Below are 23683 nucleotides of genomic sequence, written 5' to 3'. Positions count from 1 at the left end.
CCGGAAACATACTTCATTTTTTATTGCGCATTTGTTTCCTGGCCTTGCCGGTATTGTGTTTATTACATACTACTGCCAATGCACAGGACAGTACCAAAGCTGAATGGTTGAAAAAACAACAGCCGGATAACCGTAAGGACAGTGCCCATCTTTTTATTACTAAAAAGGATTCAGCAACAGTAGTTAAAAAAGACTCTGCTGGTCCCATATTACAACCACCCATTCATAGTCCCCGCAAGGCGGCCCTCTACTCAGCAGTACTGCCAGGTCTGGGCCAGATCTATAACAGGGAATATTGGAAATTGCCACTCATTTATGCGGCACTCGGTATCACTACCGGTACGTATATCTTCAATATGAATAAATACAGAACCTACCGCGATGCCTACCGTATACGTATGGATGGCAACGCAGATACCGTAGACGACTACGTAGGTCTGTACAGTGATGCCGGTCTGAAATACCTGCGCGACGGATACCGGGAATACGTAGATTACTCCGTACTCGTATTCGTACTCGCATATGGCCTCAATATCGTGGATGCAACCGTATTTGCCCACCTGCGTAACTTTGATATGAGCGACGACCTGAGTATGAAAATCACCCCTACCGTGATCGATAACCGTGCACTGGGCGTAAGCATCAAAATAAACCTGGGGGGCCCAAAAAGAAAGTCTGTGAATTCACTGGCCATGGCCGCTCCTACCAAATGGTAACACACATACAATCAACATACAAAGGATGAAAATAGCGTTAATTGGTTATGGGAAAATGGGCAAGGCAATAGAAGCCATTGCCGTTGCAAAAGGACATGAGATCGTAGCCCGCATTGATAAGGACAACCAGGACCTCCTGAATAAGGAAACCCTGCAAAAAGCCGATGTGGCCATCGAATTTACCGGACCAGAAACTGCCTACAATAATATCCTGAAGTGTTTTGAAGCCAATGTACCCGTAATCTGCGGCAGCACCGGCTGGCTGGAAAAACTGCCAGCGGTAACAGCGCTGTGCGTTGAAAAACATCAGGCATTCCTGTATGCAAGTAACTTCAGCATTGGCGTAAATATCTTCTTCGAAGTTAATAAGCGACTGGCCGAACTAATGGCTCACCAGCCACAGTACAATGTACAGATGGAAGAGATTCACCACACACAAAAGCGCGATGCGCCAAGTGGTACAGCCATCTCCCTGGCAGAACAGGTGCTGGAAAAAGTAACCAGGAAGCAAAACTGGGTAAACAATGAAACCACAGCACCCGCCGAACTGTCCATCATTTCCAAAAGAATAGATCCGGCACCGGGCACACATATCGTCAGCTATACCTCGCCTATCGACGACATCACTATCACGCATACCGCCCATTCCAGGGAAGGATTTGCTGCTGGTGCAGTCGTAGCCGCTGAATGGATTCAGGGCAAAAAAGGAGTGTTTGGTATGAAGGATGTGTTAAGCCTATAGTAAATAAAAAGGGATTATCTTTGTATAAGTATGCTATCGAAAAAAACACAATACGCTTTTCATGCACTTATTCACCTGGCAGAGAATCAAGATAAAGGACCTATCCTGATATCTGAAATTGCACAGGAAAAAAATATATCCATTAAGTTCCTGGAAAACATTTTGCTGGAGTTGAAAAACGCCGGTATACTGGGAAGTAAAAAGGGAAAAGGCGGTGGCTATTACCTGATGAAGCCGCCTAAAGAGATTGCCCTGGCTAAAATCATCCGCCTGCTGGACGGGGCCATTGCCCTGCTGCCATGCGTGAGCCTGAACTACTATGAGCGATGTGAAAACTGTAAGGATGAGGCGGTATGCGGGCTCCACGAGGTGATGAGTAAAGTGCGGGATGCTTCCCTGAAAATTCTGGAAAACAAGACCTTAAAGGATATCTTAACCAGACAGGTAACTATCTAAGAAACTGATTATCAATTAAATCCCGCTACATTACGTAGCGGGATTTTTTTTTAAGATCAGTTTATCAAAATAAGTCTATCTTTTTTATAGAGTTTATGTAATTTTGTAAGAAGCTAAGGAAGTTTTTTTTATTACGATGAAAGACATCAGACAAGCAATTGAAGGCCTTGATGCACCCGCAGCAATGGCCTGGCTGGCAGCAGCGTTCCCCGGAGCAGTGGCATTTTCCACCTCCTTTGGACAAGAAGATCAGGTCATTGCCGACATGATATGGCGCCACAACATCCCTGTAAGGGTTTTCACACTGGATACGGGACGTCTCTTCCAGGAGACCTACGATCTTATGGATCTGACCCGCGCCCGTTATAAGCAAAACTTTGAAGTCTACTTCCCTGAAACCTCGAGTGTAGAAACGCTACTCAGGGAAAAAGGTCCCAACAGCTTTTACGAGTCGGTAGAAAACCGCAAGGAATGCTGTCACATCCGCAAGGTAGTGCCGCTGAACAGGGCACTGCAAGGGGTGAAAGTCTGGATCACAGGGCTGCGGGCCGAGCAATCGGAAAACCGCCAGTCGCTCCACGACATTGAATGGGACGAAAGCCGGCAACTATATAAATACCAGCCACTGATCAACTGGACATTTGACCAGATGCTGGACTACCTGAAAACGAACAACGTACCTTATAATAAGCTCCATGACAAAGGTTTCATCAGCATTGGCTGTGCACCTTGTACCAGGGCCATTGAACCAGGAGAACATCCACGCGCAGGGCGCTGGTGGTGGGAAATCTCCAAGAAAGAATGTGGCTTGCACGGATAAAGGATTACGTGTATTTTTCAGTTAAAATTTTGTTTACGGTAAAAGGTCCCATTCCCGGGATGGGCAGTTAAACCAAGATATATGAGTAATAAAATACAGTGGGAGTTTCCGCAGGCATTAGAAGATGAGGCCATCTATATTTTACGTGAAACGGCCGCTCAGTTCGAAAGGCCGGCCATCTTATTCTCAGGTGGTAAAGATTCTATTACCATCGTAAGATTGGCTCAGAAGGCTTTTTACCCAGGTAAGTGTCCTTTTCCTTTATTACATATTGACACAGGGCACAACTTCCCTGAAACGATCCAATTCCGCGACTGGCTGGTTGAAAGCTTAGGTCTGGACCTGGTAGTAAGAAATGTACAGGATAGCATAGACCAGGGAAAAGTACAGGAAGAAACCGGAAAGTATGCCAGCCGCAACGCCCTGCAAACGGTTACCCTGCTGGATGCTATCGAAGAGCTGAAGTATGATGCTTGTATAGGTGGTGCCCGCCGTGATGAAGAAAAAGCCCGTGCCAAAGAAAGAATCTTCTCCGTAAGAGATGAATTTGGACAATGGAACGCTAAAATGCAACGTCCCGAACTGTTCGACATGCTGAATGGTAAAATCAACATCGGCGAAAACGTTCGTGTATTCCCTATCTCCAACTGGACCGAGCTGGATGTATGGAACTATATACGCAGAGAAAAGCTGGAAATTCCTTCTATCTACTTCTCTCACGAAAGAGATATCATCGAAAGAGATGGCATGTATTGGCCAGCTTCTCCATTCCTGAATACCACAGACGAAGAAGTACCGTTCCGCCAGAAAGTACGCTTCCGTACCGTAGGCGATATGACCTGTACCGCTGCTGTGATTTCCGAAGCTGATAAACTGGAAGATATCATTTCTGAAATACTGGAAGCCAAAATATCTGAAAGAGGCGCCCGTATTGATGATAAACGCTCGGAAGCTGCTATGGAAAAACGTAAGCAGGCAGGTTATTTCTAAACAATTACTTTTAACATTCTGAAATTTCAATAAATGGAGGTTTTACGTATAACTACATCCGGCAGTGTGGATGACGGTAAAAGCACTTTGATAGGCAGACTGCTGTATGATACAAACTCTATCCCCCAGGATAAAATGGAAGCGTTGCACGCTGCCAGCAAGCGCAAAGGACTTGACTTCACTGACCTGTCCCTGCTCACTGATGGTCTGGTAGCTGAAAGAGAACAAGGTATCACTATCGACGTGGCACATATTTACTTCTCTACGCCCAACCGTAAATATATCATTGCTGATACACCTGGTCACGTGGAATATACCAGGAACATGGTAACCGGTGCCAGCAACGCACAGGTATCCCTGATCCTGATTGACGCCCGTAAAGGTATTGTGGAGCAAACTTACAGGCACTTCTTTATTGCCAGCCTGCTGCGCATTCCTTACCTGGTAGTATGTGTAAATAAAATGGACCTGGTTGAATACAACGAAGCACGTTTTAACCAGATCGTCGAAGATTTTCAGGGCCTCGTAGCCAGTGCCAGCTTTAAAGCTCCTTCTATCAAGTTCATTCCTATTTCCAGCCTGTATGGCGAGAATGTAGCCGGTAAATCTGAAAAGATCAGCTGGTACCAGGGTGAATCGCTGTTGGAATACCTGGAACAAATCACTTTTGACCATGCAGACAGCACCCATCCGGCACGCTTCCCTGTACAGTCTGTGATTCGTCCCAGAACAGAAGCTTTCCACGACTTCCGCGGTTTTGCCGGTAAGGTGGCAAGCGGGCAGTTCAACGTAGGTGACGAAATCATTTCCCTGCCTTCTCAGCAAACCAGCAGGATCAAGTCTATCGGGCAGTTTGAAAAACAACTGGACGTAGCACAGGCTCGCGAGAGCGTGGTGATCACACTGGAAACTGAAATAGATACCAGCCGTGGTAGCATGCTGGCAAAGGTGGGTAACGCCCCTGCCCTGCTGAAAGATATTACTGCCAACATCTGCTGGATGGATCAGACAAAGCTGGTGCCAGGTAAAACCTACCTGCTGCAGCATGGTATTAACCGTGTGAAAGCAAAGGTGCAACAGCTGCTGGAAGTGGTAGACGTAACTTCCAATAAACTGGTGGAAGATAAGAAAGAGATGGGATTGAATGATATTGGTAAGATTGCAATTAAGACCGCTGCCCCGATCTTTGCAGATGCGTATAGCATAAATCCTGCTAATGGCGCGTTCATACTGATCGATGAGTTTAGTAACTCGACTGTTGCAGTTGGGTTCGTAGCATAAATGAATAACTGAATTAAAAAGTCCTGCCAAAAGGCAGGACTTTTTTGGGATTATTCTGGTGTAGACTGCTTGCCCAGTTCATCTCTTATTAGCGTACCGTTTCTTTCAGGTTCTTCAGCATATCTGCTGTCATCTTCTCCAGGTTGTACTCCGGCTTCCAACCCCAGCCATTTCTCGCTTCTTCATCATTGATACTCTGTGGCCATCCATCGGCAATTGCCTGCCTGTAGTCAGGTGCGTAATTAATGGTAAACTCAGGAATATGTTTCTTTATCTCAGCAGCGATCTCTTTCGGCGAAAAGCTCATCGCACCTAAATTGTAAGAAGAACGAACTTTGATCTTTGCCTTGTCGGCCTCCATCAGTTCAATCGTAGCACGGATAGCATCCGGCATATACATCATAGGCAGGTAAGTGCCTTCTGACAGGAAACAGGTATATTTCTTTTCTTCCAGCGCCTCGTGGAAGATCTCAATGGCATAGTCAGTAGTACCACCACCCGGGGCAGACTTGTAACTGATCAGGCCCGGATAGCGCAGGCTACGCACATCCACACCATAACGGTGATTGTAATATTCACACCAGCGCTCACCGGCAAACTTACTGATACCATAGATGGTAGTAGGTTCAATAACGGTATGCTGAGGTGTGCTTTCCTTTGGAGAATCGGGGCCGAATACGGCGATGGAACTAGGCCAGTACACCTTGTCGATACCTTCTTCTTTCGCAATGTCCAGTACATTCAACAGGCTGGCCATGTTAATATGCCATGCCAGCAGCGGGTTCTTTTCACCGGTAGCAGAAAGGATCGCCGCCAGCAGGTAAATCTGGGTAATGTTGTGACGGATCACCAGCACATGCAGCATTTCCTTGTTCATCACATCCAGGGAGACATAAGGTCCGGAGCCTTTTAGTAATTCATGTTCTTCCCGAAGGTCAGAGGCAATCACATTTGAATCGCCATACATTTTCCTGAGCGCCAGTGTCAATTCAACACCGATCTGACCACAGGCACCAATTACCAGGATTTTGTCTTTCTTCATGCTAACTCGTGATTAATTTTCAGGACGTAATATTACTGGGTTCCGCAAATATTACGAACATCTCCATAAATCGCATGACAATGCGGTAACAATTTGTGAAAGTAGCTAAAAGCCTGGATAGGCCCAGTAAGCTTTTTCAATAAGGGGGTTACAATTTCATGACAATGCACAGCTGCCTCCTTATCGGAGTAATCCCTGAGAATAACCTACCTTTGCATTCTCAAATACAAAAATCATGTCTGTTTCACATTTGAAAGCTCTTTTTAAAGAAAGATACAATCCAGAGAATTTTTTCCTGATAGCCGGCCCATGTGTGGTGGAAGACGAGGCACTGCTGATGCAGGTAGCTGAAAAAGTATCCCGCATTTGTGAGCGTTTACAGATACCATATATTTTCAAAGCATCTTACCGTAAGGCGAACCGTACCAGTATCAGTTCATTCAGTGGTATTGGCGATGTGGAAGGACTGGATCTGTTGCAGAAAGTAGGTCAGACTTTCAACCTGCCGGTAACTACCGATATTCACTCTGCTGCAGAAGCTGCGATGGCTGCTGCTTATGCAGATGTATTGCAGATTCCTGCATTCCTGTGCCGTCAGACAGATATCCTGATTGCAGCTGCAGAAACAGGCAAAGTGGTGAATGTAAAAAAAGGCCAGTTTGTAAGTGGTGAAGCCATGAAGTTTGCAGTAGAAAAGGTAAGACAGGCTGGTAATGATAAGGTCATGCTGACAGAGCGTGGTACTACCTTCGGCTACCAGGACCTGGTAGTAGACTACAGGAATATTCCTATTATGAAAGAGCATGGGGTGCCTGTGATCATGGATTGCACACACTCCTTACAGCAGCCTAACCAGACCAGTGGTGTAACGGGTGGTAATCCAAAACTGATCAGCACTATAGCGAAAGCGGCGATTGCAACCGGTGCAGATGGTTTGTTCATCGAAACGCATCCAAATCCGTCATGCGCGAAATCAGATGGAGCGAATATGTTGCACCTGGACCTGCTGGAAAAACTGCTGGAAGACCTGGTCAGAATCAGGGAAGTAGTCAGATAATTATAAAACGCTTCTGCCTGTGGCAGAAGCGTTTTTCTTTTAATGAAACTGGCCTGCCTGCTGCCGGTCTGATTTTTGGGTAATTTTCGTAAATTCAGATAATAACACCCAAAAATATCCACACAATGATCAACTTACATGATGTAAAAGCAGGAGATACTGTAATAGTGGAGTACGAAGGCGAAAAGCATGAGGGCCTCGTATTGGAGGTCAACCGGGAAGACAAGCAGGTTTGCGTAAAAACAGGCGAACAGGAATTCTGGTATGAGCTGGCCGACGTATACTCAATTCCACTCAACGAAGAACAGTTACTCAAACTGAAATTCACAAAAGAAAACACCTCCCCGGCCCCTGACAATCGCAGGATCTACGTTCGTGGGCCATTTTCCGTAATGTTTCATGACCTGGATGGCCGGGAAGCTATCCGGCTGAATTACAGGGATGAACACCGGGAAATAAAGGGTGCATTGACTGTAAACCAGTTACAGAATCACTATCATGCGATGACCAACTTCCACCTTGATTAAGAAAATGAGGGCTGATCAATAACAATGTTGGTCAGCCTTTTTTGTTTTAATGTGGTGATTACAAATACCTTAGGGGGTTTCTTCTGGCATTGAGAATATAATTCTTCATGTTGACCCAAAAAGCCATGATCAGGTAAACAATGATTGGGGATCCCATCGTCAGGAAAGACACATAGATAAAGAACAAGCGGATGCGGGAAGTCGCTACTCCCAGCCTGTTGCCTATCGCGGTGCATACACCGAAGGCTTGCCATTCCACAAAATCTTTAAATCTATTCATATATCAAATTTATCACAATCTCATGTGAAAAACAAGTGCCAATTTTTTCTGAAATGGCCGCTTGCAGCGTATTGGCAGTGATTTAGCAGGAAACTGAAGGAATTAGCAGGTGAAGAAGGGGCTGTAGCTTTGTGGACAATCGACTACATATCTTTTAAAAACTTGTTGAATTTAATTAATTTCGCGGTGCATTTTCTAACCGGTCTTAAATATTTTTTTTCCATGGTGTTTGATATTGAAATGATTAAAAAAGTGTATGCGGCACTGCCGGGTAAGGTGGAAGCTACCCGTAAGCTGTTGGGACGCCCGCTCACACTGTCAGAAAAGATCTTGTATGCTCACTTATATGCTCCAACCACAACGGCATATGAGAGAGGTAAATCTTACGTTGAGTTTGCACCCGATCGCGTTGCGATGCAGGATGCCACTGCGCAGATGGCCCTGTTACAGTTTATGACCTGCGGCCGTGCCAAGGTAGCAGTTCCTTCTACTGTACACTGTGATCACCTCATTCAAGCTAAAACAGGTGCAGAAGCCGATCTGGCAACTGCAAATGACACCAATAAGGAAGTTTACGAATTCCTCTCCTCTATCTCTAATAAATATGGCATCGGCTTCTGGAAGCCAGGTGCTGGTATCATTCACCAGGTTGTACTGGAAAACTATGCTTTCCCGGGCGGTCTGATGATCGGTACTGACTCTCACACTCCAAACGCTGGTGGTCTGGGTATGCTCGCTATCGGTGTAGGTGGTGCTGATGCTGTAGACGTGATGGCGGGTCTGGCATGGGAACTGAAGATGCCTAAACTGATCGGTGTAAAACTGACCGGTAAACTGAGCGGATGGGCCTCTCCTAAAGATATTATCCTGAAAGTAGCTGGTGTGCTGACCGTAAAAGGTGGTACCGGCTGTATCGTTGAATATTTCGGTGAAGGTGCTGATAGCCTGAGCGCTACCGGTAAAGGTACTATCTGTAACATGGGTGCTGAAATCGGTGCTACCTGCTCCGTATTCGCTTACGATAGCAAGATCGCTGCTTACCTGCAGGCGACTGAGCGTAGCGAAATCGCTGCCCTGGCTGACGGTGTGAAAGCTCACCTGCGCCCGGATGCTGAAGTATACGCAGATCCTTCTAAATACTACGATCAGGTAATCGAAATCAACCTGGACGAACTGGAACCACACGTAAATGGTCCGTTCACTCCGGATCTGGCATGGCCTATTTCTAAATTCGCCCAGGCTGTTAAAGAAAACAACTGGCCAGAAAAACTGGAAGTAGCCCTGATCGGCTCCTGCACCAACTCTTCTTACGAAGATATTTCCCGTGCAGCTTCCCTGGCTAAACAAGCTATCGACAAAAATCTGGACGTTAAGTCTGAATATACGATCACTCCTGGTTCTGAACTCGTTCGCTTCACCATCGAAAGAGATGGCCTGCTGAACACCTTCGACCAGATCGGTGGTGTAGTACTGGCTAATGCCTGCGGTCCTTGTATCGGTCAATGGGCTCGTCACATCGATGATCCTAACCGCAAGAACTCTATCATCACTTCCTTCAACCGTAACTTTGCGAAGAGAAATGATGGTCTGGCTGGTACCCACGCTTTCGTAGCTTCTCCTGAAATCGTAACCGCACTGGCTATCGCTGGTGACCTTACATTCAACCCACTGACTGACACCCTGAAAAACAAGGATGGTAAAGAAGTGAAACTGGATGAGCCAACCGGTTATGAACTGCCTGTAAAAGGCTTTGCTGTAGATGATCCAGGTTATCAGGCACCTGCTGCCGACGGTAGCGGTGTACAGGTAGTGGTGTCTCCTACCAGCGATCGCCTGCAACTGCTGGCTGCTTTCACTCCATGGGAAGGTACCGACCTGAAAGGTCTGAAACTGCTGATCAAGGCAAAAGGTAAATGTACTACTGACCATATCTCTATGGCCGGTCCATGGTTGAAATTCCGTGGTCACCTTGACAACATTTCTAACAACATGCTGATTGGTGCGGTTAACGCATTCAACGATAAAACTGATACCGTTAAGAACCAGCTGACTGGTGAATACGGTGCAGTACCTGCTACTCAGCGCGCTTACAAAGCTGCTGGTATCGGTTCAATCGTAGTGGGTGATGAAAACTACGGTGAAGGCTCCAGCCGCGAACACGCTGCTATGGAACCACGCCACCTGGGCGTTCGTGCCATCCTGGTGAAATCTTTCGCCCGTATCCACGAAACAAACCTGAAAAAACAGGGTATGCTCGGCCTTACCTTCGCTAACAAGGAAGATTACGACAAGATCCAGGAAGACGATACTTTCGATATCCTTGGTCTCACTACCTTCACGCCTGGTAAACCGCTGACCGTGGTAGCTAACCACAAAGACGGTAGCAAGGACGAAATCACAGTAAACCATACCTACAATGAACAACAGATTGAGTGGTTCAAAGCAGGTGGTGCACTGAACGTGATCCGTGCTGAGTTCGCGAAAGCATAATCAAAAGACTGTCATTAGTAACGATAAAAGACTGACTTAGCAATTAAGTCAGTCTTTTTTTTGTCTACATTTAGGCCATGAAATCCCATCCACTATTTTATGTCTGGGAAAGCCTCGTAAGCAACTATACCAGCGACCAGTCGCTGGTGCAGGAAGGCTTTAATTCCATACTAACCCATTACAGCGAATCTCACAGGTATTACCATAATCTGGATCATATTCAGTCACTACTCGTATTCATGGAAGAATACAACCACCTCGTACATGACCTGGAAGCCCTGCAACTGGCCGTTTTTTTCCATGATATCATCTATGACGTACAGAGAGCTGACAATGAAGAGAGAAGTGCACTGGTAGCCACACAATTCCTGGAGCAAACCAGCTATCCTGCAGAAAAGATAGCAAGAGTATCAGCATACATCAGGGCCACTAAATCGCATCAGAATCCCAATGGAGATGCTGACCTGGATTGCTTCCTGGACTTTGACCTGTTTATACTGAGCGGTCCCGAACGAATGTACCAGGCATATGCCAAAAATATACGGAAGGAATATAGCATCTACCCTGACGCTGTGTATGTGCCAGGCAGGAAAAAAATCTTACAATATTTCCTGGATCAGCCTTCTATCTATAAAACGGCTGGCTTCAGGGAACGGTTCGATGCTGTAGCAAAAGAAAATATTCAAAGAGAATTAGAAAAGCTCTCGCTTTAATCCAATCCTTCTCGCTACACTTATCCTGAAGTTGCCTGCGCCAATGGTCTGGAAGGTCCTTTCAACGGGTGCCTGGCTGCGTGTGGTCAGGTTCACATAGTGAATGCCTGCAAAGTACTTACTGGAATTATAACCGATTGATGCGCGGAGTGTATTGTTCAGCTGGATCCCAAACCTGCGCAGATCGTTTTCATCATCTCTGAACAAACGGGTATAGTTACCGCCCAGACTGCCGGAGAGAGACAACGTGAGAAAGAAATGTTGTTTGTATACAAATGTATAGGCATACCCGGCGTTTGCAGCAGCGCTGAATATACTGGTGCCTGAGTAGTTAATACCATTAATAAAATCCTGCGTCGTCATATTGTGGGGGATCAGTGAAGAATCTCCTTTCATCCGGGCTGTAAACAGCTCTCCGCCCACCAGGAATGAACCTGCACTCTTCTTCTGGTATTCATTCTGCAAATAAGCCGCCCGGTAAGAAAATTTCTTATCGTTGAATACATACTCCACGCTCATCCCAATATTTATATTCCGGATATCCGGGCGCACAGGCAATGGCCCTTTTTCGTCAAATCCATTCAGTATGCCGCGGGAGTTGGCTATGTAATAACCTTTGTAACGCTGCCCATAAAAGTCCACCACCAGCTTTCGCAAATAGTAATGCGCCTGCAGATCCAGTGCCCTGGTCTTGCCATACCTATCCGTACTATTGATGAACGGGAGGTTGAAAGCTACGTTGATACCAATGAATTTATAGTTGAACCCGAACCCTACGTTGAATGGCGTATTCGGGCGGTACATGACCTCCGTTTTGCGTTTACGATCTATAATATCGTAGTAATTGTATTTCCTGGACCCGAAAAAACGGGTAGTCAGGTCTTTGGTATGATCCTCTATGTAAGCCGTATCATTTTTTGTCTGAAACCAATCTCCGATTTTATCAATGAAAGACGATCGCTGGCCCCTTGCGAAATGAAACATACACAGACAAATGGATAATAACATATATCCCTTGCGCATAAGCAACAGTTGTAATACGACTATGATTTGCAAAAAATGTGCGAGTGCCGGTTTCCGTACTATTTTGGCAACTCTATTACTTCCAGGTTACTAATATTTCCTTCGTTTACATCGAACCGTAATAATGTCTTCACCTTATGCCAACCCTGCTGGCCACATGCTCCAGGATTCATGTGCAATAGCTGTAAAGCCGGGTCCGGTATAACTTTCAGTATATGTGAATGACCGCAGATGAACAGTTTGGGGGAATGTTTCAACAATAATTCTTTGACTCCCGGAGCATATTTGCCCGGATAGCCGCCAATGTGCGTGATGAATACTTTTACGCCTTCTACTTCAAAAAACAGGTTTTCAGGATAGCGCACCCGGAGGTCCTTACCGTCGATATTGCCGAATACGGCCCTGAAAGGTTTAAAGGCTTCCAGTTCATCGGCAAGAGATGTGGTACCTATATCGCCGGCATGCCAGACCTCGTCCACCTTTTCAAAGTATTTGAAAACGTGGGGATGGAGGTAGCTATGCGTATCTGACATTAATCCTATCTTCTTCATTGTTTTCCCTTAGCAGGCCCAAAAATAAAATAAGAAATCGGGATTGATTTACCGTTAGAAAAAAATCCCCCGAATCCTTTCCCTTTTGTATTTTACATATCAATATATTTCATTTTTTATGCAGACTGATATAACCGGCAGGCTATTGATCTCCTGTCCAGACCGCCCTGGTATTGTGGCCGGTGTGTCCCAGTTCCTGTACGCCAGCGGTGCAAACATTCTTGACGCCAGCCAGCATAGTACAGATCCCAAAGAAGGACTCTTCTTTATGCGCATGTCTTTCCAACTGGAAAATCCCTCCTTTACCAAAGAACAACTGGAAAAAGACTTCCAGGAAAAAGTAGCCGCCCCCCGCCAGATGGAATGGCGTATAGACTACCCCGATCGTCGTAAGCAAATGGTGATTATGGTATCCCGCTATGACCATTGCCTCATGGAATTGCTATGGCGCTGGCGCAGTGGGGAATTGCCTGTGGATATTCCACTGGTGATCTCCAACCACCTGGAGTTAAAACAATTTGTAGAAGACTTCGGGATTCCTTTCCATTACCTGCCTGTAGATGCAGGGAATAAACCGCTGCAGGAACAGGAAGCGATCCGGCTGATCAGAAGGGTGAATGCAGACTTTATCGTGCTTGCACGCTATATGCAGATCCTCTCTCCTGGTTTTGTGAGTGTATTCCCCGGAAAAATTATCAATATTCACCATAGCTTCCTGCCGGCATTTGCAGGGGCTAATCCTTATAGAAATGCTTATAACAGGGGTGTGAAGTTAATAGGCGCCACTGCGCACTATGTAACAGATGACCTGGACGAAGGACCGATCATTGACCAGGATGTGGCCAGGGTGAGTCATAAACATGAAGTAACAGACCTGATTATGCTGGGCAGGGATATAGAAAGACAGGTGTTAACAAGGGCCGTCATTGCACATATTGATGACAGGGTTATTATTCATGGAAATAAAACGATTGTATTCTGATAAAAAGGGGCGGGTGTAATACCCGCCCTCTTTTTATTATTTAGCTTTTTTCTTAATCTTTTTCCCCAGCGCTTTACCTGCAGCAGCATAAGATTCCTGGATTCTCAAACCGGTATCAAAGTCAAAACCGCCATATACACGGCCTGGAGCTTTATCTATTTTAATCTTTGCAATCACCTTGTTGTGGTCACCTGTTTCTACAATCCAGGCTTCACCATTTAATCTTGCATTCTTCCTCACTACACCTACGTTGTAACCAGGTTCAATGAAAGTGGTTTTGAAGATCAGCGTGTACTTTGCTTTAGGAAACTTACCGGCAGTCATACCACTGTATTCGGTAAACAATTGGTTGAACTTAGGTTCAAATCTTTGAGGTCTGTCATTCTTCCAGGCCTTGGCCCATTTGTCACCTCTGCCTGGTTCTTTTTTGTTATAGTCCTCTGTCTTTCTTGCGATGTAATCATTTTCATCTGCATAGCTACCAACACCTACATGCTCATAATCAAATTCAGTGTTCAGCTTGTAAGTACCTTTCAGTAGAGATAAATCGCCTTCAATGACTTTCAATTTTTGTGCGTTTACGATCATTGGCATTACGAACATGGCAACTGCCATCAGGAGTTTAGGGATCTTCTTCATTAAAAATAAATGTTTGGGTTGGGGCCAAAGATAAAACTATTTCTTACTTAAAAAATAAGTCACTGCTTCGAATATTAGTGCAGCAGCTAGTTTGGCGGTACGCTGATCAATGTCGAATGAAGGATTCAATTCTGCTATATCCATGCCCGCTAGTTGGCCACTGTGCAGGATTGTACGAAAACATTCCAGGAACAAACCATCCGGGCGGATACCGTTAAATGCCGTTGCACTTACCCCCGGAGCATATGCTGCAGCAAATACATCCAAATCGATAGTCAGGTATAATTTGTCTGCCTTTTTGATAAATTCAGTGACTGCTACCTGCAATAACGTGCGATCCTGAAAGTGAAAAGCATCAGCATCTATAATCTGTGCTTCCAGCTCGCCTGCTATTCTGAATAACCGTTGTGTATTGCTCAATTGCTGAATACCTAAAGCGAGATATTGAAAGGGCGAATGCTCCTGCGCCAGTTGCCAGAAACCCGTTCCGGAACTAACGCCTTCCGTACGCAGGTCAAAATGTGCATCGAAATTAATCAGTCCTAACCGCTCGCCTGGCAACGATTGATATAACCCATGTGCATGACCGTAAGTGATCTCATGCCCACCGCCTAATAATAAGGGGATATGACCTGCTCGTTTTATTAATTGTACAGCGCCACTCAGGGCTTGTTGTGCGGCTTCCAGGTCTTCGCCGGGACAGATAATGTTGCCACCATCCATCAATATACCATCGAAGTGCACGGGGAAACTACTTATTGCCTGCCGCAATGCAGCCGGGCCTGCGGCCGCACCCACACGTCCTTTGTTTCGTAGCACACCTTCATCTACCGCAAAGCCTAGCAGCACTACACCATTACCCGGGGGTAAAGGTTCCGATAAATCCACACATTTCACCCGCTGATGCCAGCGGCTCACTTCTTCGTCTGTACCATCTATTCTGCCGGTCCATGCTACCGGTTGTTGATAATGCGCTTTCATATTTTTTCACCTCCTTTCCACACCTGCGAAGGTTTCATTTTTCCCTGATAATATAAAAGGTCCCGGTAGTCGTTTGTAGGATACACCTGCATATCGGCAGCAAAGCCTGCAGCAAGCCGCCCTACATGATCCAGCTGCAACGCCCTGGCTGCCCTGAAAGTCAGCCCGGCCAACACTTCGGCCGTAGATAGTTTTTCAGCGGCACTCATCACTGCTGCCTGCAGCAGCAAATCGCCCATTGGTGCGGAACCCGGATTCCAGTCGCTCGCTATGGCCACACAGGCGCCTGCATCCAGCAGTTTACGGGCAGGTGCATAATGCATACCTAATCCCAGAGAAGCCCCGGGCAATACTACAGCTACAATATCAGCATTGGCTAACCGGGTAATATCTTCTTCATTACTGGCTTCGAGGTGATCTGCTGAACAGGCCCCTGCTGCTACAGCGATTGCCGATCCACCACTGCTAAACTGATCTGCATGCACGGTCAGTGCAAAGCCCAGCTCTTTTGCTTTTAGTAAATAAGGTAATGCTTCGGCTGCACTGAATGCGGTTTCTTCTATGAAGATGTCAACTCTTTTACAGTTAATGGCAGGCAGTAATTTTTCTACTACCTCCTTTAAATAGTCTGTGCCTGCATAATCTTTCGGCATCATGTGCGCTGCCAGACAAGTAGGTACCAGCGTAGCTTTGGTATGCTCTCCCGCCTGCCTGATGGCCTGCAGCATTTTGATTTCCTCATTTACCGATAAGCCATAGCCACTCTTTACTTCAATGGTAGTCACCCCCTCCTGCAAATGCCGGTTCGCTCTTGCTGCTGTATTATTTCTCAGGGTTTCTATACTGGCTGCACGTGTTTTCATTACCGAATCCCATATACCACCACCTGCACGGGCAATGTCAAGATAGGTCTTACCTGCTATGCGCATGGCATAATCACGGCTTCGGTTACCATCAAAGCAAATATGCGTGTGGCAATCAATAAAGCCCGGCAGTAATACCGCCGGGCCATAAATCAAAACTGGCAGTGCATGGGAATACTGATTGCGCAGTTCATTGTAATCACCAATTGTTACGATCTTCCCTTCATGTGTTACCACACCTCCATCTTCAATGATAGTAAGCTGTGCATCGGGCAATGCTCCTTTCAAAGGCAACCCTGTAAGGGGTATGATCTGTGAAAATGGTCCTATAAGTTTCATCTGTACAAATCAAATTGAGTGGCTACTTCCTGTGCTTTTTCATACCCCGCATCTGCATGCCTGTAGATACCTAACGCAGGATCATTGAACAATACTCTTTGCAGGCAGGTTGCGGCCCTGTCAGTTCCATCTGCCAGTACCACCATTCCTGCATGTTGTGAATACCCCATGCCAACCCCGCCACCATGATGGAAGGATACCCAGGTAGCACCACCACCCGTATTGGCCATCAGGTTCAGCAATGTCCAGTCAGACACTGCATCTGAGCCATCTTTCATAGCTTCTGTTTCCCTGTTTGGAGAAGCTACAGAACCACAATCCAGGTGGTCTCTTCCTATCACAATGGGTGCTTTCACTTTACCGCTGCGCACCAGTTCATTAAAGATCAGGCCAGCTTTTTCACGCTCTCCCAATCCTAACCAGCATATTCGGGCAGGCAATCCCTGGAAGGCGACTTTTTCCTGCGCTTTTTTCAACCAGTTGATCAATGGCTTGTTGTCAGGAAATGCTTCCATCAATGCCTGATCGGTTGTATAAATATCCTGTGGATCACCTGACAATGCTACCCATCTGAAAGGGCCTTTTCCTTCGCAGAATAAGGGCCTGATATAGGCAGGTGTGAATCCCGGAAAGTCAAATGCATTGGGCTCCCCGCCTTCTTTTGCAAACTCACGCAGGTTATTGCCATAGTCAAAAGTGATGGCGCCTTTCCGTTGCAATTCCAGCATAAAACGAACGTGCCTTGCCATGCTCTTTAACGCCTGCTGCTTGTAAGCAGCAGGGTCTTTTTTACGCAGGTCAGCGGCGGCGGCCAGGCTCAGACCATTCGGTACATAACCATTGATAGGATCATGTGCAGAAGTCTGATCTGTCAGTATATCGGGTATAATATTATCCTGCAATAATCTTTCCAGCATATCACCAGCATCACTCACCAGTCCGATAGAAAGGGCTTCGCCTTTTGCCATCGCTTCTTTTGCCCAGCTAATGGCTTCTTCGTAAGAATGGGTGATACGGTCAATGTATTTGGTAGCAATACGTTTCCTGATCCTGCTCTCATCCACATCTGCCCCCAGGAACACGGCACCCGCCATGGTAGCGGCCAGTGGCTGAGCCCCACCCATACCACCAATGCCTGCTGTAACCAGCAGTTTCCCTTTCAGGTCGCCACCAAAGTGCTGACGACCGCACTCTACAAAGGTTTCGTAGGTTCCCTGCAAAATACCCTGGGTGCCAATGTAGATCCAGCTACCTGCTGTCATCTGTCCGTACATCATGAGCCCTTTTGCACGCAGTTCGTTGAAATGCTCCCAGGTAGCCCATTTGGGCACCAGGTTACTATTCGCCAGCATCACTCTTGGGGCCTGCGGATGGGTACGCACAATGCCTACCGGTTTGCCGGATTGTACTAACAGTGAATGATCTTCATCCAGTGTGAGCAATGTTTCGATGATCTTTTGCAATGCTTCGCAGTTACGGGCAGCCTGACCGATACCTCCGTAAACGACCAGTTCATCGGGGTTCTCAGCCACTTCGCTATCGAGGTTGTTCAGGAGCATGCGCAGGGGGGCCTCCGTTTGCCAGGAGCGGGCGTGCAGCTCAGGGCCACGAGGGGCCTTATAATGGGGATGCGCTGCGTATTGCTTAATAAAATCCAAACTGGTCATGATAAATACCGTTGAGTGATAAATTATTTTCCAGGGCTGTTTCATTGGCTACCCTGGCAATAGATTGCTGGCGTATGAGTGTATGTAATTGCTGTATGTCGTAGGCGAAAATGCGGTCTTTTGCAGCAAAAGGTACCGTCTCTCTTACAAAGGCATGCACGGCTTCCAATATAGGACCTGATGTGAGCGGACGTCTGAAATTCACTGCCTGTGCGGCATACAACAATTCTATAGCGAGTATATATTCGAGGTTATCTATTACCTGGTGAAGTTTGCGGCCACTGATAGACCCCATGGATACATGGTCTTCCTGCCCTAATGAGGTAGGCACGCTATCTGCACTGGCAGGGAAACACAGCGTTTTGTTTTCGGTGACCAGTGCAGCCGTAGTATACTGGGGTATCATAAACCCGGAGTTCAACCCGGCATCTTCAATCAATAATTTAGGTAATCCATACCTGCCTTCTATCATCATATAACAGCGGCGATCTGAGATGTTGCCCAGTTCAGCAGCCGCCACAGTAGCGTAATCCAGCGGCAGGGCCAGTGGCTGCCCATGAAAGTTGCCCCCACTGATTGTATCGTCTGCACTAAAGATGATAGGGTTATCTGTTACTGCATTCAACTCAATCGCTACCAGGTCCAGCAAATGGAGCCAGGCTGTGCGCGAAGCACCATGCACCTGGGGCATACAGCGCAGGGAATAGGGGTCCTGTACCCTGTCGCAATCCACATGTGCCGCCATGATACCCGAATTTTCCAACATGGTCTTCAGGCGGTGTGCTACCAGCTGATTGCCTGGAAAAGGCCTGATAGCATGAATCCTGGGGTCAAAAGGACGTGCTGTACCCATGAGCCCTTCCAGTGATAATGCGCCTACAACGTCTGCAGTTTCCAAAGCATTGTGTAGCCGTTGCAATGCTGTCACGGCAAAGGCAAGAATAAATTGTGTACCATTAATGAGGGCCAGGCCCTCTTTAGGGCCCAGTGCCACAGGCGCCAACCCTTCTGCCTGTAGCACAGCTGCCGCAGGTTGTCGCTGCCCTTTATAATATACTTCTCCTAACCCTATCAATGGCAGGAACAGGTGCGATAATGGTGCGAGGTCGCCGGATGCACCTACAGAGCCTTTTTCAGGTACCACCGGGGTAATGTGCTCATCGATCATCCAGATAATGCGCTCCAGGGTAGCCGGTGCCACACCTGAATATCCCTGTGCCAGGGCATGCACTTTGGTAATGAGCATCACGCGGGCTACGGTAACCGGTATCGGCTGTCCTACGCCCACACTGTGGCTTTGCAGTATATTATATTGTAAGGTCCGGGTATCTTCTTCATTGATCCGGGTATCGCACAATGGGCCAAAGCCGGTGTTGATACCGTATACGGTACTATGTTGCGACACGATGGTTTGTACGTGGCCATAACTGGTAGCGATACGATCAGCCACTTCCGGCACCAGTACCCCTTTTACCTGCCCATCGGCAATGGCAAGGGCTTTACCGGGAGTGAACTGATCTACCCCGTATTTGAATTGGTGTATCATTATAATTAGTTATTTCATTGCTTTCAAAATCCTGGCGGATAAGGGTTCGGCTTCCACACTATTTTCCACAGCCGTCACAGCTTCCAACACCTGTTTACTCCATTTGTTTTCATCTGCCAGGTCGGTCATGGCCTGGGTGATAGCGGCCCAGATGGGCTGAATCTGTAGCAGCATTTCCTCACCCTTCTTACTAAGCATGACCAGTTGCCGGCGCCCATCGTCGGGGCAGGGAGCAGTTTTGACCAGTCCTTTCTTTTTCAGCCCCGTCACCAGCTGGCTGATGGCGGAGTGGCTCACCTCCAGCTGTGCCGCAATATCGATCAGCGGCATGGGCTGCTCTTTGCCTAAAATGTAAAATACCGGAAACCAGCTGGCTTCAAAGGGAATTCCTGCCTGCTCATATACCTTATTCACCTCACTCAGGAAGTATTCACTCAATCGCCGTAACCGGCTACCAAACACCAGGAAGCCCAAAGAAGAATAGAAACTCATGTAAATTATATAAGCACTTATATATCTAGGTACAAGTATAAGGAATTATTCAATTCCTTTTATTGGGATTAACAGCCTTTTATGTTAATTATTTTTTCCTGACATCGAACCAAACAGGTGATGAATCGGATGGCTCCCCATTATAGTTGATCTGCAGCTCCTCTCCTTTCTTAATCTCCCGACGGGTGACAATACTCATGGTTTCTTCATCAAAATCCATTTCGTATATACAATTAGGGTCGTAAGAGTGGTTGTAGATGGAGCAAAACCCCAGGGCAATACAGGAACGGGTTTCACGCACCCCCCACAAAAAAATGTAATTATGCAACTTTGTCTTATCCACGATTTCAGTGTCATCATAAGATAAAACGAGTACAGGCGAGGTTTCTATTCTGGTGCCTGCAGGTATTCTCTCTTTTGTAAACACTCCGCGGCCCTTGCCTTTTGTCTTATCGACGTATAAATATGGTTTAATCATATAGCTGTAAAAACTTCGTAAAGTAAAGGTAAAGGAAGAAGTTATCAAAATCAGGCATAAAAATTTTAGGTTTGCGGAAATCTAATGTTCAAAGATGATTGATTACAATCCTAAGGCCTGGTTTACATTTATATTCAGGATTCACAAGGCCGATACTGTTCGCAAGTTGTTCCCCATGTTCATTGCCATTGGTTGTTATTCGGCTGTGGTTGCTCTGCTGGAGCTGAAAGTCCTGCACCTGTCTGACGTTGCTGAATGGAAAAATATCGTTTTTGTGCATAGTGTGCTGGGGTTCGTGATCTCCCTGTTGCTCGTATTCCGTACTAACACGGCCTATGACCGCTGGTGGGAAGGGCGCCGCCTATGGGGTAGCCTGGTAAACAATAGCCGTAACCTGGCTATCAAGCTCAATGCCATGCTGCCTGCCAGCAATACAGCTTCCAGAGACTTCTTCAGGGCTATGATCCCCAATTATGCATTTGCCCTTAAGAATCACCTGCGCACAAAATATATTCCGGAGGAACTGGACCTGAGCCAGGGCGCTCCCCTGGATGATAAAAAGCACGTTCCTAACCAGATAGCTGGTCAGATCATGGCCCATGTCAATGACCTGTACCGCAAGCAGCAACTCTCTGGTGAACAATTAATTCTTCTGAAAGATGAGTTACAGTCATTTGCCGACGTATGCGGCGCCTGCGAACGTATCAGGAACACCCCCATCCCCTTCTCCTACAGCGTATTTATCAAAAAGTTCATTTTCTTCTATGTAATGACCTTACCCTTTGGGTACGTATTTACCGTAGGTTTCCTGATCATACCTATCGTCGTTTTCATTTTCTATGTACTGGCCAGCCTTGAGCTGATTGCCGAGGAAATTGAGGACCCATTTGGTTTTGACGCCAACGACCTGCCAACAGACACCATTTCTGCCAACATTCGCAAGCATGTGGCAGAGATATTGTGATGTTCCCAATTCAACTTTCTTTAATTTCGCCACCTGACAGCCTTTTGGACTATGGAAAATGAAGCTTTACTGGAAAAATTCGAGCAGCTGATCAAAGAGCAGGGCTTCCAGGAACTAAAAGTGTACCTGGACGATCAGCTCATTACTGATATAGCAGAACTCATTCACGAAATGCCGGAGCAGGCGGGCATTATTATTAATAAATTGTCCATAGGCCGGGCAGCGGCGGCTTTCAGGATATTGGAATTCCATGTCCAGGAAGATGTAATCAGGGAATTGCCTGCTGCCAAAGTAGCTGAACTGCTCAACGAGCTCCCTGCCGATGACCGTACCGCCTTCCTGGGAGAACTGCATAGCGATGTTGTAAAAGAACTGATCAAACTCCTGGACCCCGAGGAGCGCAAGATCACCCTGAGCCTGCTGGGCTACAACGAGACCAGCGTAGGCCGTATCATGACGCCCGATTACATTGCTGTCAGGGAAGAATGGTCCGTAAGGCAGGTACTGGACTACATTCGCGAATATGGTAAGGATAGTGAAACCATCGACGTGATATATGTAGTGGACGAAAAGGGCAAGCTGATCGATGACTTCCGGATCAGGGAATTCCTGCTGGTAGCCACCGATACTATGGTGCACACCCTTATGGACGACCGCTTTGTAGCTCTGCACGTCAATGATGAACAGGAAGAAGCCATCCAGATTTTCAGGATGGAGAACCGTGTAGCCCTCCCTGTAGTGGATGATGAAGGTATCCTGCTCGGTATCGTGACCATCGACGATATGTTGTGGATCGCGAATGAAGAACATACAGAAGATATCCAGAAGATTGGTGGTACCGAAGCCCTGGACGAACCTTACCTGGATATTCCCCTGCTGAAACTGGTGAAGAAACGCATTGGCTGGCTCGTGATACTCTTTATCGGCGAAATGCTCACTGCTACTGCCATGGCCTTTTTCGAAGGCGAAATCGCCAAAGCAGTCGTACTGGCACTGTTCGTTCCACTCATCATTTCCAGCGGTGGTAACAGTGGCTCACAGGCATCTACCCTCATTATTCAGGCGATGGCCCTGGGTGAAATTACCCTGACTGACTGGTGGCGGGTAATGCGCCGCGAGATCACCTCCGGCCTGCTGCTGGGCAGTGTACTGGGCATCATCGGTTTTATAAGAATTGTATTCTGGAATTCCCTCTTCCATAGCTATGGAGAGCATTCTATATTGGTAGGGCTTACAGTAGGTATATCACTGATAGGCGTTGTACTGTGGGGTACCCTTTCAGGCTCCATGCTACCCCTCATTTTGAAAAGGCTGGGCGCTGACCCTGCTACCTCTTCCGCCCCGTTTGTAGCTACGCTGGTGGATGTAACAGGATTACTGATCTACTTCTCTGTGGCTTTTGCACTCATGAAAGGAACATTGCTCTAATACCGGGTACGCTTACATTTAGCCGTATCCCTGTTTTTCCGGACGATAAATAAACTACTATAATCCGTCTCCTTCACGGAATCCACTGGTGCCTTTGCTTTCAATGAACGAATCACTGGCACCAGTGTTTTTTGTAGCCCGATAATCAACAATCGCTTGCCCCAATCCTCCCTGCGGGTAATTTCATACAACAACCCTTCTCCCGAAGAATCGGGTTGATAGGTAACAGTATCTATATTTAAATAAGCCCTGAGTGATTCTGCAGTTTCCCTGGAAGAAGGGAATGGCGTAATATATATACGTTGCACACCGGAGTCTTTCAGGAACCGGTACAGTGCTCCTGCTTTCTGGTAGCCACTGTCTGTGAGCATTGTTGAATCGCATTCCTGTGCATGCCTTACGAGATAAAAAACACCGGTCAGGAACGTACTGTCGTCTGATAGAGGTACCGGCTGCCGTTCTGGCGACGGCTGCTGGCATGCCATACAGCATAACAGTAATATTACAACATATCTCATAGGATAACTGATTCAATTTCTGCGACAAATTACGCATTTTCTGCGCATTTGCCACTGGATAACATCACCTTTACATGCTTAACTCCGTCATGATCATT

25 protein-coding genes are annotated in these 23683 nt (G+C 46.8%); 13 read left to right on the top strand and 12 right to left on the bottom strand.

Going from position 1 to position 23683, the window contains the following annotated elements; genetic code table 11:
• Positions 1 to 23 precede the first annotated feature (23 nt).
• The 6 genes from ABDW16_RS02640 (at position 24) to ABDW16_RS02615 (ending at position 5005) form a co-directional block, all read left to right on the top strand.
• Positions 24 to 716 carry a DUF5683 domain-containing protein gene (locus ABDW16_RS02640; protein ID WP_343667565.1) on the top strand — a complete coding sequence of 231 codons (693 nt, stop codon included), beginning with the start codon at positions 24 to 26 and terminating at the stop codon, positions 714 to 716.
• A gap of 25 nt (positions 717 to 741) precedes the next feature.
• Positions 742 to 1458 (top strand): 4-hydroxy-tetrahydrodipicolinate reductase, encoded by a 717-nt coding sequence (dapB, locus tag ABDW16_RS02635; protein WP_343667564.1) that lies wholly within the window; start codon positions 742 to 744, stop codon positions 1456 to 1458.
• A 30-nt stretch (positions 1459 to 1488) separates the two neighbouring features.
• Entirely contained in the window at positions 1489 to 1914 is a 426-nt protein-coding gene (locus tag ABDW16_RS02630) for an Rrf2 family transcriptional regulator (RefSeq protein ID WP_343667563.1), read from the top strand.
• Positions 1915 to 2050: 136 nt separating this feature from the next.
• A complete protein-coding gene (locus tag ABDW16_RS02625) occupies positions 2051 to 2734 on the top strand; it encodes a phosphoadenylyl-sulfate reductase (protein ID WP_343667562.1) in 684 nt (227 codons plus the stop codon).
• Between the two features lie 81 nt (positions 2735 to 2815).
• On the top strand, positions 2816 to 3724 hold the full coding sequence (gene cysD / locus ABDW16_RS02620) for a sulfate adenylyltransferase subunit CysD (protein WP_343667561.1): 909 nt from the start codon (positions 2816 to 2818) through the stop codon (positions 3722 to 3724).
• A 33-nt stretch (positions 3725 to 3757) separates the two neighbouring features.
• On the top strand, positions 3758 to 5005 hold the full coding sequence (locus tag ABDW16_RS02615; protein ID WP_343667560.1) for a GTP-binding protein: 1248 nt from the start codon (positions 3758 to 3760) through the stop codon (positions 5003 to 5005).
• Between the two features lie 88 nt (positions 5006 to 5093).
• On the opposite strand, the gene ABDW16_RS02610 is transcribed toward ABDW16_RS02615, so the two are convergent.
• On the bottom strand, positions 5094 to 6047 hold the full coding sequence (locus ABDW16_RS02610; RefSeq protein ID WP_343667559.1) for an NAD-dependent epimerase/dehydratase family protein: 954 nt from the start codon (positions 6045 to 6047) through the stop codon (positions 5094 to 5096).
• Between the two features lie 235 nt (positions 6048 to 6282).
• Here ABDW16_RS02610 and kdsA point away from each other — a divergent pair, with 235 nt between their 5' ends.
• A complete protein-coding gene (gene kdsA, locus ABDW16_RS02605) occupies positions 6283 to 7104 on the top strand; it encodes a 3-deoxy-8-phosphooctulonate synthase (protein WP_343667558.1) in 822 nt (273 codons plus the stop codon).
• Positions 7105 to 7229: 125 nt separating this feature from the next.
• The gene (locus tag ABDW16_RS02600) at positions 7230 to 7631 is read left to right on the top strand and encodes a hypothetical protein (RefSeq protein WP_343667557.1); all 402 of its coding nucleotides are present in this window, start codon (positions 7230 to 7232) and stop codon (positions 7629 to 7631) included.
• Positions 7632 to 7689: 58 nt separating this feature from the next.
• Here the strand turns inward: ABDW16_RS02600 and ABDW16_RS02595 are convergent, their stop codons facing one another.
• Positions 7690 to 7911, bottom strand: coding sequence for a PspC domain-containing protein (locus ABDW16_RS02595; RefSeq protein WP_083720643.1), 222 nt, complete (start codon positions 7909 to 7911; stop codon positions 7690 to 7692).
• Between the two features lie 222 nt (positions 7912 to 8133).
• On the opposite strand from ABDW16_RS02595, the gene ABDW16_RS02590 reads away from it, so the two are divergent.
• Both ABDW16_RS02590 and ABDW16_RS02585 read left to right on the top strand, forming a co-directional pair.
• A complete protein-coding gene (locus ABDW16_RS02590) occupies positions 8134 to 10401 on the top strand; it encodes an aconitate hydratase (RefSeq protein WP_343667556.1) in 2268 nt (755 codons plus the stop codon).
• Positions 10402 to 10478: 77 nt separating this feature from the next.
• Positions 10479 to 11114, top strand: a complete 636-nt coding sequence (locus ABDW16_RS02585; RefSeq protein ID WP_343667555.1) for a hypothetical protein — start codon at positions 10479 to 10481, stop codon at positions 11112 to 11114.
• On the opposite strand, the gene ABDW16_RS02580 is transcribed toward ABDW16_RS02585, so the two are convergent.
• On the bottom strand, positions 11094 to 12098 hold the full coding sequence (locus ABDW16_RS02580) for a DUF4421 domain-containing protein (protein WP_343667554.1): 1005 nt from the start codon (positions 12096 to 12098) through the stop codon (positions 11094 to 11096). The two genes, ABDW16_RS02585 and ABDW16_RS02580, sit on opposite strands and share 21 nt — an antisense overlap.
• A 98-nt stretch (positions 12099 to 12196) precedes the next feature.
• On the bottom strand, positions 12197 to 12688 hold the full coding sequence (locus ABDW16_RS02575) for a metallophosphoesterase family protein (protein ID WP_343667553.1): 492 nt from the start codon (positions 12686 to 12688) through the stop codon (positions 12197 to 12199).
• 118 nt (positions 12689 to 12806) lie between these two features.
• Between ABDW16_RS02575 and purU the strand changes: the two genes are divergently transcribed.
• The gene (gene purU, locus ABDW16_RS02570; protein ID WP_343667552.1) at positions 12807 to 13670 is read left to right on the top strand and encodes a formyltetrahydrofolate deformylase; all 864 of its coding nucleotides are present in this window, start codon (positions 12807 to 12809) and stop codon (positions 13668 to 13670) included.
• Between the two features lie 36 nt (positions 13671 to 13706).
• Here the strand turns inward: purU and ABDW16_RS02565 are convergent, their stop codons facing one another.
• The 7 genes from ABDW16_RS02565 to ABDW16_RS02535 all read right to left on the bottom strand — a co-directional run bounded on the left by ABDW16_RS02565 (position 13707) and on the right by ABDW16_RS02535 (position 20675).
• Positions 13707 to 14309 (bottom strand): hypothetical protein, encoded by a 603-nt coding sequence (locus tag ABDW16_RS02565; protein ID WP_343667551.1) that lies wholly within the window; start codon positions 14307 to 14309, stop codon positions 13707 to 13709.
• Positions 14310 to 14345: 36 nt separating this feature from the next.
• The gene (hutG, locus tag ABDW16_RS02560; protein WP_343667550.1) at positions 14346 to 15290 is read right to left on the bottom strand and encodes a formimidoylglutamase; all 945 of its coding nucleotides are present in this window, start codon (positions 15288 to 15290) and stop codon (positions 14346 to 14348) included.
• Positions 15287 to 16492: an imidazolonepropionase gene (hutI, locus tag ABDW16_RS02555; protein ID WP_343667549.1), complete on the bottom strand. Its 1206-nt coding sequence runs from the start codon at positions 16490 to 16492 to the stop codon at positions 15287 to 15289. The genes hutG and hutI overlap by 4 nt, the downstream gene beginning before the upstream one ends.
• On the bottom strand, positions 16489 to 18159 hold the full coding sequence (gene hutU, locus ABDW16_RS02550; protein WP_343667548.1) for a urocanate hydratase: 1671 nt from the start codon (positions 18157 to 18159) through the stop codon (positions 16489 to 16491). The genes hutI and hutU overlap by 4 nt, the downstream gene beginning before the upstream one ends.
• Positions 18137 to 19705 carry a histidine ammonia-lyase gene (gene hutH, locus ABDW16_RS02545; RefSeq protein WP_343667547.1) on the bottom strand — a complete coding sequence of 523 codons (1569 nt, stop codon included), beginning with the start codon at positions 19703 to 19705 and terminating at the stop codon, positions 18137 to 18139. The genes hutU and hutH overlap by 23 nt, the downstream gene beginning before the upstream one ends.
• Before the next feature lie 9 nt (positions 19706 to 19714).
• Positions 19715 to 20197: a MarR family winged helix-turn-helix transcriptional regulator gene (locus tag ABDW16_RS02540; RefSeq protein ID WP_343667546.1), complete on the bottom strand. Its 483-nt coding sequence runs from the start codon at positions 20195 to 20197 to the stop codon at positions 19715 to 19717.
• Between the two features lie 88 nt (positions 20198 to 20285).
• Positions 20286 to 20675: an SET domain-containing protein gene (locus ABDW16_RS02535; RefSeq protein WP_343667545.1), complete on the bottom strand. Its 390-nt coding sequence runs from the start codon at positions 20673 to 20675 to the stop codon at positions 20286 to 20288.
• A gap of 94 nt (positions 20676 to 20769) precedes the next feature.
• Here ABDW16_RS02535 and ABDW16_RS02530 point away from each other — a divergent pair, with 94 nt between their 5' ends.
• Positions 20770 to 21639: a bestrophin family ion channel gene (locus ABDW16_RS02530; protein WP_343667544.1), complete on the top strand. Its 870-nt coding sequence runs from the start codon at positions 20770 to 20772 to the stop codon at positions 21637 to 21639.
• Positions 21640 to 21690: 51 nt separating this feature from the next.
• Positions 21691 to 23067, top strand: a complete 1377-nt coding sequence (mgtE, locus tag ABDW16_RS02525; RefSeq protein ID WP_343667543.1) for a magnesium transporter — start codon at positions 21691 to 21693, stop codon at positions 23065 to 23067.
• On the opposite strand, the gene ABDW16_RS02520 is transcribed toward mgtE, so the two are convergent.
• Entirely contained in the window at positions 23064 to 23585 is a 522-nt protein-coding gene (locus tag ABDW16_RS02520) for a histidine phosphatase family protein (RefSeq protein WP_343667542.1), read from the bottom strand. The two genes, mgtE and ABDW16_RS02520, sit on opposite strands and share 4 nt — an antisense overlap.
• Positions 23586 to 23683: the final 98 nt, after the last annotated feature.

The sequence above is a fragment of the Chitinophaga sp. genome (assembly GCF_039596135.1).
Lineage (GTDB): Bacteria > Bacteroidota > Bacteroidia > Chitinophagales > Chitinophagaceae > Chitinophaga.
This window is presented reverse-complemented; position numbering and strand designations above follow the sequence as displayed.